8 protein-coding genes, 1 tRNA gene and 1 pseudogene are annotated in these 12432 nt (G+C 57.1%); 7 read left to right on the forward strand and 3 right to left on the reverse strand.

The genetic code is table 11. The features are described from left to right. The first annotated feature begins 16 nt into the window (after positions 1-16). Entirely contained in the window at positions 17-1522 is a 1506-nt protein-coding gene (locus AC6H1L_RS17395; RefSeq protein ID WP_497598735.1) for a hypothetical protein, read from the forward strand. Between the two features lie 305 nt (positions 1523-1827). Beyond that, on the forward strand, positions 1828-3279 hold the full coding sequence (gene glgA / locus AC6H1L_RS17400; protein ID WP_497598736.1) for a glycogen synthase GlgA: 1452 nt from the start codon (positions 1828-1830) through the stop codon (positions 3277-3279). A 239-nt stretch (positions 3280-3518) separates the two neighbouring features. Here the strand turns inward: glgA and AC6H1L_RS17405 are convergent, their stop codons facing one another. Beyond that, positions 3519-4508, reverse strand: coding sequence for a sensor histidine kinase (locus tag AC6H1L_RS17405; RefSeq protein ID WP_497598737.1), 990 nt, complete (start codon positions 4506-4508; stop codon positions 3519-3521). A 232-nt stretch (positions 4509-4740) separates the two neighbouring features. Here AC6H1L_RS17405 and larC point away from each other — a divergent pair, with 232 nt between their 5' ends. The 4 genes from larC to AC6H1L_RS17425 all read left to right on the forward strand — a co-directional run bounded on the left by larC (position 4741) and on the right by AC6H1L_RS17425 (position 10595). After that, positions 4741-5964 carry a nickel pincer cofactor biosynthesis protein LarC gene (larC, locus tag AC6H1L_RS17410; protein WP_497598738.1) on the forward strand — a complete coding sequence of 408 codons (1224 nt, stop codon included), beginning with the start codon at positions 4741-4743 and terminating at the stop codon, positions 5962-5964. A gap of 36 nt (positions 5965-6000) precedes the next feature. Then, positions 6001-6561 carry a DnaJ family domain-containing protein gene (locus AC6H1L_RS17415; protein WP_497598739.1) on the forward strand — a complete coding sequence of 187 codons (561 nt, stop codon included), beginning with the start codon at positions 6001-6003 and terminating at the stop codon, positions 6559-6561. A 582-nt stretch (positions 6562-7143) separates the two neighbouring features. Continuing rightward, the gene (locus AC6H1L_RS17420) at positions 7144-8754 is read left to right on the forward strand and encodes an APC family permease (RefSeq protein ID WP_497598740.1); all 1611 of its coding nucleotides are present in this window, start codon (positions 7144-7146) and stop codon (positions 8752-8754) included. Between the two features lie 347 nt (positions 8755-9101). Next, a complete protein-coding gene (locus AC6H1L_RS17425; RefSeq protein WP_497598741.1) occupies positions 9102-10595 on the forward strand; it encodes an APC family permease in 1494 nt (497 codons plus the stop codon). A gap of 51 nt (positions 10596-10646) precedes the next feature. On the opposite strand, the gene AC6H1L_RS17430 is transcribed toward AC6H1L_RS17425, so the two are convergent. Continuing rightward, a tRNA-Thr gene (locus tag AC6H1L_RS17430) sits at positions 10647-10718 on the reverse strand. Positions 10719-11285: 567 nt separating this feature from the next. Here AC6H1L_RS17430 and AC6H1L_RS17435 point away from each other — a divergent pair. Continuing rightward, entirely contained in the window at positions 11286-11675 is a 390-nt protein-coding gene (locus tag AC6H1L_RS17435) for a response regulator (RefSeq protein WP_497598742.1), read from the forward strand. Positions 11676-11763: 88 nt separating this feature from the next. Here the strand turns inward: AC6H1L_RS17435 and AC6H1L_RS17440 are convergent. Further along, positions 11764-12417 (reverse strand): annotated as a pseudogene (locus AC6H1L_RS17440) (HD-GYP domain-containing protein); the annotation flags it as partial. Positions 12418-12432 lie beyond the last annotated feature (15 nt).

Genomic DNA, 12432 nt, shown 5'->3' on the forward strand with positions numbered 1-12432 from the left:
GAAAGGGCTGGCAACTATGCAGAGAGTTCAACCACGGGAGCTGCCTGAGCGCATGTCGTGGGCACGTGCCCTGATCTTTGGTGTTGGCTTCTTCTTTATTACAGCCTTGCTGATTGGGCAGCTTCCGGGCTATATTTTCGACGAGCTAACGGCTTCGACGCTTCAAGGCATGGAGCAAGGCTCCCTTGCCCTTGGCCTGGTTTGTCTGCTTGGTTTCTTTGTCGTAGAGGTCATTGTCCTCCTCTTTGATCCCAAGCCAGTGCTACCGCCCATGCTCTTTGTTGGCCTGGGCGGCGTGCTCTTCATTGGCGGGCTGGCTCTTCTTCTGTGGGCGGTGCTCACGCCGGTCACGGCGGGAGGAGTCACGACCAACAGCCAGTACTTCCCCTCGGCAAACTTCTTCTGGAACCCGGTCCTTGATGGCAATGTCCTCTGGCTGGAGCCGGGAGCGATTGATTTTGTCATGATCGCAGTCGTGCTGCTCATTGCCGGAGCGGCGGCCATGTTCTACGGCGGCCTGGCGCTCAAGGAGCAGCGCGATCCTGATCGCAGTGATCCTGGCACCACGCCCACGATCCGGGGGCTCACAGTACTGGGCAGTGTAGTGCTCTTCGCCTACATGATCTTCTCGATGCTGGTTGATCCCAACGCCTTAGCGGCGCGTATCAATCCCTCCTGTCCCACGGCGATTGATTTTGCCAAGGGCTGTGGCATGATTACCGGCCTCTTCGTGGTAAACGCCATTGAGGGCACACTGCTGGCGATCGCTGTGGCCGCGACCCTGGGAGCCTTTGCCCTGCGCTTGCATTACCTGATGCGCCCGGTCCGCAAGCGGGTCATGGCGCCTTTCTACGCGGTTGGGGTCAATCTCTTGCCCTTCGGTCTAGTCTTTTTGCTGCTCTGGTTCCTCCTCTATCCTTTGCTCACCTGGATTCACAGTTGGTCTCTGGCTGGCCTGGGTGATTGGCTGACGGTCTGTGCGCGTAAGTCGGTGGTGCCTGGTTCCTGCACCTTCTCGCAGCAGGCGGGATACATCGTTGACGCTTTCCTGACGATGAATTTCTTTGTCCTGCTGATGGCAGCGATCCGGGTCTGGCGCACCAACCGCAATATGGTCATCATTGGAAGCTTTTGGGTTGCCGCCATCCTGGGATTGGCGACCCTGGTGACCCACCTGCATCCCGAAGAGGCCCTGATTGCCCTGCTCCTCTGTGGAGGCACGCTGGTCATGGTCACAATTTGGACGAGCGTGGCACGGCGTGAGTTTGCGGTGGTGGGCGAGCGCAATCTTGGCTGTCTCGGTCAATGGCTCGTCGTGGGGACCTGTCTCTTTGTCTATATCGCGGCCTTTGCTTTCTTCTCAATCCCTGGCTTCCGTGAGACAGAGCCTAACATCACCTTTACGCCAGGCCTTCTGATCCCTGGCAAAGGAGCACCGGATGCCATCATTGTCTTTATCTTGATGGGCCTCCTCGCCGCTCTTCAGTTCTACTTCCTGGTGCGCAATCGCTACAAGGTATAAATAAACAAAGAAGATGAGAACAGGGAGGCTGCAGCGGGCCGCTTGCAGGGTGTTGCAAGAGAAAGCCTGTTGCATGTGGCCCAAAGGTATCCGCAGCCTCCCTGTTGCCTGCTGATCGTGTGAGACAAGGCTCAGCGAGCTTCAGAGCGTCGTAGGGCTGCCTGGCTGGCACTCGCCAATCGCGAGGTGATCATGCTTGTAGAGGGCCTGCGACGCTCTCTTTTTTGGGCGCTGGATGATGTATAATGGGGGACAGAGTGTGAGAACGGGAAGACCAGGTAAACGTTATGCAGGGTGAGAGTCCGTTGAAGATTTTAATTCTCGCTGCGGAAATCGTGCCCTTTGTTAAGGTTGGCGGCCTGGCGGATGTCGTCGGCGCCCTTCCCAAAGCTCTGCAGGCCCTGGGGCATGATGTACGCCTGGCTATGCCGCGTTATCGCCAGGTTGATCCCGAGCGCTTTCAGCTCACGCCGGTGCTTGAGCGTATCACGGTGGACATGAATAAGTTCCAGGCGACAGTGAGTGTGCGCCGGGGCACAATCGGTAACGATATTCCTGTCTACATGATCGATGCTCCTCGCTTTTTTGAGCGCGAGAATGTCTATGGCTATACCGATGACGGGGAGCGCTTTATTCTGTTCTGTCGCGCCGCCCTTGAAGCCATGCGAGCGCTCGGCTGGTCACCCGACATTATTCATTGCAACGACTGGCATACTGGCATTGTGCCGAATTGGATGCATACTATCTATCGTCATGATCCGTTTTACGCAGGTGCGGCAACTGTCTACACGATTCATAACCTGGCCTATCATGGCATCTTTGGGTATCGCATCCTCGAAGTAGCCGGGGTAGCGGCCAACGGTTTCCTCTATCCGCAGATCGCCGAGCTGGCGAATGTGGTCGATATTATGGGGCGAGGCATCCTTTTTGCTGATGCCATTACTACGGTCAGTGAGCGTTATGCTCAGGAGATTCTGACGCCCGCTTTTGGCGAGAAACTGGATCACTTGCTGCGTTCCCGTAAAGATCGGCTCTTTGGTATTTTAAATGGTATTGATTACGAGGAGTGGAATCCCGCCAATGATCGCTATATTGCTGCAACATTTGATGCCAACACGTTAGAGCGACGGGCGGAGAATAAGCGAGCGCTCCAGCAGCAGGCCCACTTGCCTACACGCCCCGATGTTCCCCTGTTGGCCATGATCTCGCGCCTGACCGATCAGAAAGGCTTCGATCTCCTCGCGCAGATCGCGCATCCTCTTCTGGCTCAAGGGGTGCAGTTTGTTGTTCTAGGTATTGGCGATCCCCATTATCAGGAGCTGTTCCAGCAGCTGAAGCAGCAGTATCCTGATCAAGTGGCCAGCTTCTTTACTTTTAACACGGAGTTAGCCCATCGTATCTATAGTGGCAGCGATATGTTCCTGATGCCCTCGCGCTTCGAGCCGTGTGGCCTCGGCCAGATGATTGCCATGCGCTATGGCAGCGTACCCATTGTGCATAGCGTAGGAGGCCTGGCTGATACGGTGCATGAATATGATCCGCGCAGTGGCGAAGGCAACGGCTTTACCTTTACCCGCTATGATCCCTGGGAGCTGTTTGCGGCAATCGTGAGGGCGCTAGAGCTTTATCGCTTCCCGGATATCTGGCGCGACCTCCAGCGTCGTGGTATGGCGGCAGACTACTCCTGGCATGCTTCGGCTGTGCGCTATGTTGATGTCTACCGCAATGCTCTTGCTTTCCATCAGCAGGGAAAGTAGGCGAGCAGGCGGGTCGAAGGTGGGCCGAGGATAGCGGCCAGAACGACTGCTGGGGAGAAGCCGCCGAGCTATGGCAGAGGAATGCTGCTGGAGTCAGGAAGGAGCTGGGGGGCTAGCGAAAGCCCCATCGCTGAGAAGGCTCGATCCTCCCTTAGAGGGGAAGACCCTGGAACGGCTCATCCCCAGCCTTTACAGGCTTGCCCGGCTCGTAGTGGAGACGAGCGCCAGTACGGCGCATCTCAAACCTGACGCAGGCTCAGCCAGACACAGGTCCCTTTGCCGGCGACCCCTTCGCTTTCTAGCCAGATCTCCCCACCCATCTCTTGAAGCAGCCGCTTGCTAAGGTAGAGACCAAGACCCTTGCCCTGGGGCGCCAGTCGCTGAGCCGTCTCTAGCCGCTGGAAGGGTTGAAAGAGACGTTGCTGATCCTCGGGAGGGATGCCGACGCCCTCATCGCGGATGGCAAGATAGATGCGTCGTTCTCCTTGATCCACCGTATCTATAAGTGGTGGTGCACTGGCTGGCCTGGTCTCGGTGAGCGTGATGTGGAGGCAACTACCTGGACTGGAGTAGGAAAGAGCATTGTTGAGTACGTTACGAAGCACCTGGCGCAGCTGTAAGGGCTGTGCCATGACATCGCACTTGCTCAGCTTCAGCTCAAGCTCCCGCTGTTCGAATTGCAGGCGAGGGGCGAAGGAGGCCAATACAGAAAGCACTGCTTCTTTCAAGTCAAGGCGCTCAACGCCACCAGATTCACCGGAGCGCTGGGGGAGAATAATTGAGTCGAGGATGAAAGTCGCTTCATCGCAGGCATGATTAATTTGCTGAAGATACTGATCGCAAAGCTCCCCAGAGATCTGCTCGCGGTAGCAGCGCAGCAGCTCGGCGTAGCCCTTAATAGCGGCGAGCGGTGTTCTAACCTCGTGGTTGAGAATAAACAGGAGCTGCTCGCGGCTCTTCTGATCCTCGATGAGCTGTTCGTTTTGCTGGCGAAGCTGTCGGTCTTCGTGCTCGATATGCCGCACTTCGCTGCCTATCTTAAGGAAAGCGCAGCCGACGATGAGGATCTGGACTATAGCGAAGATAAGGTTACTGTAAATAAAGGCATTAGATGATCTAAAAAGGAATGGTATTATGATGAGGCTAATGAGATTCAACAAGCTGATTATCACCAGCACAACGCAAAAGAGGCGCAGGCAGGTGTGAAGCATGGCCATGTAATTTTTCACCGTGAAGACCCCTTCGGACAAGGCTCAGAATGAGTGGCTGGTCCTGTTCTAGGACAACGAAGATGGTCTCTTGCCAATCTCTTAATTATACTCTTGGATCTAGCCAAACAGAAAAAAAACTGTTGCTGTCTGCTTCAACTGCTTTCGCAAGCGCGGAATAGCCTTCTACGAGAAAGCAGAGGCTGAGGCTACAAGACGGCCATTCGGGCTGTATTTAGAACAAGGAGGATGAATGATAGCCTATCTGGACTGCTATTCAGGGATCAGCGGCAACATGTTCATCGGGGCCATGCTTGATGCCGGACTCTCGTGGGAGAGCCTGCAGGGGCTACTAGCTCTGCTGCCAGTGGAGGGCTATCAGCTCAGAAGAGAAGTGGTCAAGCAGGGAGGAATCCAGGGCCAGCGCTTTGAAGTGGTGCTAGAGAACCCTGAACAACCAGAGCGCCATTGGTCTGAGATCCGTCGCTTGCTGGAGCAAGCCCCGCTCCCCGCCCGGGTGCGAGAGCGAGCGCTAGCAATCTTTCGGACACTGGCAGAGGCAGAGGCGAGCGTGCACGGTGTATCTCCCGAAGAGGTGCATTTTCATGAGGTGGGAGCTGTTGATGCCATCATCGATATCGTCGGAGCAGCGATCGCTATTGACCTGCTCGGGATCGAGCAACTCTATGCTTCGCCGTTGCCACTGACCACTGGCACGGTTGAGACAGCGCATGGACTCCTGCCGGTCCCAGCTCCAGCAACGCTGGAGATTCTCCGGCGCGTGGCGGCCCCCTGGCGACCCTGCCCGGCCCAGGGAGAGCTAGTAACGCCGACCGGCGCAGCGATTCTCGCTACGCTTGCGCGCTTCGAGATGCCCGCTATACGGATTGAAGAGGTAGGCTACGGCTTTGGCCATCGTCAACTGCCCTGGCCCAATTGTCTGCGCCTCTGCCTGGGCCGCGCTGAGCAAATAGATGGGCAGGCTGGCGAAGCGCTCGATCGCGATTGGGTGACCCTGATCGAAAGTAACCTGGATAATACAACGCCGGAGCTACTGGGGGCCCTGATGGATGAGTTGCTGAGTGCAGGAGCTCTCGATGTAGCTTTCTCACCCTTGCAGATGAAGAAGAATCGACCCGGCACCCTGCTGAGCGTGTTAGCCTTGCCAGAACAGAGCGAGCAGCTAGCAGCCCTGATTCTGCGCTCCACAGGAACGCTCGGCGTGCGCTTGCAGCAGATGCAACGCCTCAAGGCTCAGCGTTACCAGGAGGAACTACCCACGCCGCTGGGGCCAGTGACGGTGAAGGTCAAGCGCCTGGGCAAGCGCATTGTAAGCGCAGCGCCCGAATACGAGAGCTGCCGGCGCCTGGCTCAAGAACATAGCATGTCCCTGAGTGCCGTCTATGATCTTGTGCAGCAATGCCTTACAACCCACCTCCAGAGGCAAACCGAGAAGCCATCTATCGCTGAAGGCTGATCGTCAGCAGAGCATAACAAGGACAGCATCATTGACATGGAGCCCAAGAGATCTTTTTATCAGCGACAGCCGAGACAGGAAGAGCAGGAGAGCGAGAGCGAGCGAGTCAAGCAGGGGTATGATGAGCGGCGCTTTCGGGACTTCGTAGAGGACCAGATTCGCGAAGCTCAGGAGCGAGGCTTGTTTGACCATCTGCCAGGCATGGGCAAACCGCTACGCCTGGATGAGAATCCCTATGCCCGTGACAAGGAGTTGGCCTATCACCTGCTCAAAAGCAATGGGTTTGCTCCCCAAGAGATCGAGCTGGCAAAGGAGATTCGCAGTGAGCTGGAGCAGGCGGATGCCAGGCTGGCCAGGCTCCGCGAGCGCCGTCAGCGGCTAGCCAGGCGGCGTGTTCCACCCTTCCCAAGCGAGAAGCGGGCCTTTAATGCGGCCCTCGCCCAGGCGCTGCGCGACTACGAAGCGACCCTGCGCGAACTTAATCGCAAGATCTTGACCCTTAGCTTGATGGTGCCACCAGCGATGCATATGAATATGGTGGATGTCGATAGCAAGGTAAAAGCCTTCCGCGAAAGCTGTCCACCATTCCCCCTGTGACGCTCGTCTGACAGGAGCCCAGCACGACGAGGATGACAGGGACAACGGCCCGTCTTGGTGGGCCATGCGGGGCCACCTGGCCACCGGAGCTACACCGCCATCACGAGACGCGGAGCGCCCTCTCAGCTCCTGACCTTGCTGGAGAGGCGTTTCCCGCGCCTCTCTTTTGGCTGGCCTGGTGCTCCAACGCCTGCCTGACGGCTGCCGGGGACCAGAAACCTGCCAACCGCCTCACGAGGCTAGCCAATCGTTCGCGCCAGAGACCGACGGTAAGCAAATACTCCTAATTGACAGAGCGGCATAGCAGTCCCTCTGAAGACTGAGTAGACTGCCTATCGAAGGGATCGCAGATCACGGACAGAAGCACCAGGGGAGGCGAGACACGGCCGCCATGCCTGGAAGGCTATCCGGTTAACAGGCTAGCCTGACTAAGAAGAGAACAGAGATCCCTCACCAGTGAGCCGGCTCGTAGAGAAGGTGCGCGCGCGGGCAGGTGGGCCTGCCGGCAGCTCTCCTATCCAGCGGCGTACCGACCATTACCAGCGATGCGCTGCTTGGAAACGTTTTCATGGAGGTGTGACCTTGGCGACGCAAAATGAATTGGTACGGAAAGGGCTGCTTGAAGGAGATATAGATGTTGATCAAGCCAACGTTGACAAGCTGCATAAGAACGTCATTAGCCTGCCTGGTGTGCTCTACTTTTGCATCGCCGGCTCGGCCCCCATCTCGGCCATGCTCTTCAACGTACCGCCGATAGCCCAGCAAGCAGGGGCAGCCTCTCCGCTGGTATTCCTCCTGTCGGGGATTGGGCTGCTGTTGCTAGGGGTCTCCATAGTCTATCTCTCACGGCGGCTCACCTCTGCGGGCGGCTTTTACACCTGGGTTAGCCATAGTCTTGGGAAAGGCACAGCTTTCCAGGCGGGCTGGCTCATGATGGGGGGCTACGCCCTCTTTGAAGCGGCGCTGATGGGGGCCTTTGGCTCCTACACCAACAGCTCATTTGCCACCTACTTTCATATCAACCTTCCCGGTGGCTGGGTCAGCTGGGCGCTTATCGGAACACTCCTCATCTTTCTGCTCTCCTACTTTGACGTCAAATGGTCGGTCTTTGCTATGGCCCCTTTCCTGCTCCTCGAAATCAGCGTCCTGGTCATCCTAGACCTGGTCATCTGTCTCCGTGGAGGAGCGAGCGGGCATGACCTATTGCATACCTTCAGCGCTGCGGGTGCGGATCTCAAAGGGGCGACGCCGGGCGGCATGTTAGGCATCGGCATAGGCATGGCCCTGGGCGTCTGGTCTTGGGTTGGCTTCGAAGCCGGAGCTGTCTACGGAGAGGAGGCACGCAATCCGCGCGTGGCCGTACCAGTAGCCATCTTCAGTGTAATAGCTTTCCTGATCATCCTTTATGTCTGGACGTCCTATTCAGCCACCATTGGCTATGGCTGGCAACATGCCGTCGATCAATTTGCCGCTCATCCCACCACTGCCTATTACACCCTGGCCACCCACTATGTCGGCGGCTGGCTGCAGGCTCTCATGATCGTCGCCATTAGCACCAGTGCTCTTGCCTGTGGCCTTGCCTTTCACAATGGCATGGTCCGTTACCTGTATGCTATGGGGAGAGAAAGCATCCTACCGTCCATCTTCGGTAAGACGCATCCGCGCTATCGTAGTCCCCATATTGCCATCGTGGCGCAATCACTCTTCACCTGTCTCCTCATCGGCTTCTTCGCCCTGGTAACGCAGCAGCCTGGAACAGCGAACTATAGCTTTGGCTTGCCAGGCAACGGCTACCAGCCAGTAGACGGCCTGGCTCCTTATGGCTGGCTGGCAACGACAGGAACGATCGCCTTCATTATCGTCTACATCATGGTGAACCTGGCGGCCCCCCTCTTCGCCTGGCGCTTTGATCGCTCTAGCTTTGGGATCATGCGCCATATCGTAGCTCCACTGCTCAGCTCGGTAGTGCTGCTGATCCCGCTGGCCTCCTTCGTCATGCCAGCCGTCCCAGGAGCGATCGGAGACTTCTTTACCGCTTTGGGTTTTGCCCCGACCCCCTTCCCGACCAATATCTTACCTCTCTTCGTGCTGGCCTGGATCATCTGCGGCCTGCTCTACGCTAATTATCTGGCACGCCACGACCCCGAACGCTACGAAAAAATGGGGCGAATCGTACGCGGCGATGTGTCTTAGTTAGCCTGGAAACTCCGCCAGCCAGGTGGCAGGCGCCTTCCCCCGACTCCTGACTGCCTGGCCGCCGCATCCCAGCCGGGAGAGGAACCGCTCTGGTGCGGGTACGCTCTCCCGGCTCGTTTCCCACTCTAAAGATTGGTAAATATAATATCTTCTATTTTAGCTAAAATTGGCCAATCTTGTGTTACTTTTCTTGCAAAAATTGCATAAAGCAGTAAACTCAGCATAGAGAACAGCGGACCCAGTGCCATCTAGCCGGAGGTAGAAAAGGAAGGAAAGGGACGAGGAGAGCAGCAGCGGAGCTGCTGTCGGCGTGGGTGGAAAGGTTCGGTCAGGGGAGGAAGCTCATGGCACTTTACTCAGAGGGTAGCAAGTGGCGTGATGCTCAAGGGCCATTGGCCTCAGAGGAATATGTAGTCAAAGCCATGCCAGCGGTGCTAGGCACCCTGGAAATGACCGCCTTTTTTATCGTCATTGTCTTTTTCATTACCAACTGCAACACGGCCAGCACCGCGGGGCCGGCGGCGCTGACCTATCTGGTCATAGGCGCCTTCGTCTTCTTTCTACCTAGTGTGATTGCCACCGCCCAACTAGGTGCGATGTTTCCGTATGAGGGATCGCTATATAATTGGACCCACAAAGCCTTTGGGGGCTACTGGAGCTTCTTTGCAGCTTTCTGTGCCTGGTTCCCTGGGGTATTAGTGATGGTCAGTGCCGCCAATAATGTGCTGGCCTTTATCCAGGGACTCAATCGCCAATGGGTCATGTCGCCCTGGCAGCAAGGCCTAGTGATCATCGGTACGCTCGCTCTGGCGGGTCTGCTGGCGCTCCAGCGCTTTCGAACCGTGGCCAATGTTGTCATAGTAGCCGCGGCTGCCAGCATAGGGGCGGTATCTCTGCTAGGGGGAGCGGCGGCCTGGTGGCTCCTGAGCGGCCATGCTCCTCTGAGCGACTTCGGTGAGATTCAAGCCTGGCTTCCCAACTTGGCGCCCCGAGGTGGCAACATCGCTACCTTTGGTCTGGTCATCCTGGCCTATCTTGGAGCTGAGACGCCGCTCAACATGGCTGGTGAGGTAAAACATCGGCGCGTCGTGACGCGTCATCTCTGCTGGGGGCCGCTGGTGGTCTTGCTCGGCTACCTGATTGCCACCGCCGCTCTGCTCATTGTCGAAGGGCCGACCAGCGGTGCACTCCTACCGGCATTAGTGACCACCGTTGATCTTAGCCTCGGCAAGGTCGCCGGCAATCTCCTGGCGGTCTGCCTGATCATCTTTTTTTTCACCGCCATTGTCGCTTATAACTGCAGCTATGCCCGCCTGCTCCTGGTGGCGGGTATTGACCAGCGCCTCCCTGTGGGTGTGGGACGCCTCAACCGCAGCCGAGTTCCAGCCAGGGCTATCCTCTTTCAAACGATTGTTGCGATTGTGCTCACCACACTCATCTTTATTGTGGCCCCTCTGATCGTGCATGTTGGCTCACCCGCTGACCTGACCACGGAAGTCTACAATGTGATGCTCGCCTCTTCAACGCTTGTCTGGGCTACCTCTGCCTCATTTCTCTTCGCCAATCTGATTATGTTTGCCTTACGCAATCGAGAGGCATTCCACGCTCAATTGATCTTCCCCGCTCCGATTCTCTGGGGAAGCGTAATACTGGGCCTGCTTTCAGCGCTCTTTGCCGTGGTAGATTCTCTGGTCTTCTCCTGGATTCCGACGCTTATTCCTAACAGCAGTTGGTGGTATATCATTGGGGGAGTGACCTGCTTCTGCCTCATTATTGCCGCCATTGGCAGTATGTTCGCCGCCAGTGAGGCCGACTGGCAGGGGTTAAGCGGCGAGTGAAAACCAGGCGGAGGATAGGCTACAGGGGAAAAAGCAACTGGCAAAAAAAAGAGCCGGTGGTCGGACTCGAACCGACGGCCTGCGCATTACGAGGGCGCTGCTCTACCACTGAGCTACACCGGCAAAAGCTGGCGAAACATTGGCAACTATCCAGCGTGGCTGCTTTCGATGAAACTGGCCAACTGGACCATTACCGCTGTTGATTATACTCTGGCTTGGAGTTGCTGTCAAGCACCAGTTTGGGAGGCGGACCGAAGGGAAGAAGGCTGCGGCGGCTGAGCGATCCTCGACCCCAGACCCGGCCAATGGCAAAGAAAAAAGAAGTTGCTGGCGCAAGCGCTATCCACTTCAAGCGCTATGAGCGTCCTCCTCTTCAAGACGCAAGAAAATAGTCTCTGCCAGCTCGGTCACAGGAGCAGGGCAGAGGCAGCCACGAAATCAGCGCGGAGGTGAGAGAGTGGGGGAAGAAGGGGAGCATAAGCGAGAGTGGAGAGCTGGCAAAGGTCTGGCAGGGTAGGCCGGGAGGGATGGCCCGAGACGAGGGGCCAGAGAAGCTTAAGATAGTACTCTCTGTAGGAGTTGTGCCTCCTGCGGGGCTGGTGCGTCTCTATCGAAGGAGTAGAGAAGAGGAATCTTGTTCTAGCGGCATGTCGTCTTGTAGCTTTGCCTAGAGTAGTTGCAGGCTGGGTTATGAAGCAAAGCAAAACGGTGCTCATCATCGATGACGACCGTGATGTCAGCGAGCTGCTGCAAATGGTCATCCTGGAACGCACAGACTACCGCCCATTGTGGATTGGGGAAAGCGAGCTAACGCTCTACGCAGCCCCCCACGTGAGGCCGGCGCTGATCTTATTGGACTATCGGCTGCCACGTATGCATGGTCTGGAACTCTACGACCGTCTCCAGGAGATCGAGACGATGCGAAACGTGCCCACGGTGCTGATCACGGCCTGGGATGACCTACCGCCTGAAGAGCTACGCCGTCGCGGTATCTATCTCTTGCGCAAGCCCTTTGATTTAGAGGAACTGCTCCAGCTAATGGCCCTGTTACTGCCTGATGCAGCTCCTCCCGGATATTGAAAATCACAGAGAAAAGCTCAACCAGGAGGGGATCGAACTGTGTGCCAGCATGGCGGTGCAGTTCTGTCAAAGCCTGGCGAGGAGTGCGGGGAGCCTGGTAGCTACGTCCGCTTGTCATGACAGCGAACGCATCGCAGATGGCGATCAAACGGGCCCCGAGAGGAATAGCCTCACCGGCCAGTCCCGCCGGGTAGCCGTGGCCGTCCCAACGTTCATGATGGTGGTAGACAGTGCGTACCAGGACCTGAGGAGCCTGCAGGCGGCTCAGCAGCAAGGCCCCTTTTAGACAGTGGGTTCTGATGAGCGCAAACTCCTCAGCCGTCAAGGCGGTCGCTTTATGCAGGAGCTGGGTGGGTAGGCCCAGCTTCCCAATATCATGGAAGAGGGCCGCCAGCTCAATCAGGACACTCTCAGACGCCGGCAACTGGAGCGCTTGCAGGAGCGGCGTTGCAAGCAGATAGACGCGCAACGAGTGATGATACAGCTGCCCATCGTACTCGCGCAGGGCGCGGAGAAGATAGGTAAAACCACCAGCAGGGAGCGGCGGCTCTAGCTGAGGAGGAGCAGGCAGCCTCTGCCGCGTTTCTGCTGGCCCTGATCCGCTGCCTATGAGCTGAGAGGCGGGAGCGCCTGCTTCGTCAGGCCAGCGCTCCCGCCAGCCAGGAAAAAATCCGGTCTTGCCTGCTCGTCTTGCTTGCCTTACAGCGGCATTGCTGTATCTATTGCTGCTGTCTCTCATCATCTCTCATCCAGGTCA

The organism is Thermogemmatispora argillosa, assembly GCF_059696725.1.

Excerpts from the sequence above, each read along its gene's own strand:
- AC6H1L_RS17395 (WP_497598735.1), top strand. The coding sequence starts at position 17 with ATGCAGAGAGTTCAACCACGGGAGCTGCCTGAGCGCATGTCGTGGGCA.
- larC (WP_497598738.1), top strand. The coding sequence starts at position 4,741 with ATGATAGCCTATCTGGACTGCTATTCAGGGATCAGCGGCAACATGTTC.
- AC6H1L_RS17415 (WP_497598739.1), top strand. The coding sequence starts at position 6,001 with ATGGAGCCCAAGAGATCTTTTTATCAGCGACAGCCGAGACAGGAAGAG.
- AC6H1L_RS17425 (WP_497598741.1), top strand. The coding sequence starts at position 9,102 with ATGGCACTTTACTCAGAGGGTAGCAAGTGGCGTGATGCTCAAGGGCCA.
- AC6H1L_RS17435 (WP_497598742.1), top strand. The coding sequence starts at position 11,286 with ATGAAGCAAAGCAAAACGGTGCTCATCATCGATGACGACCGTGATGTC.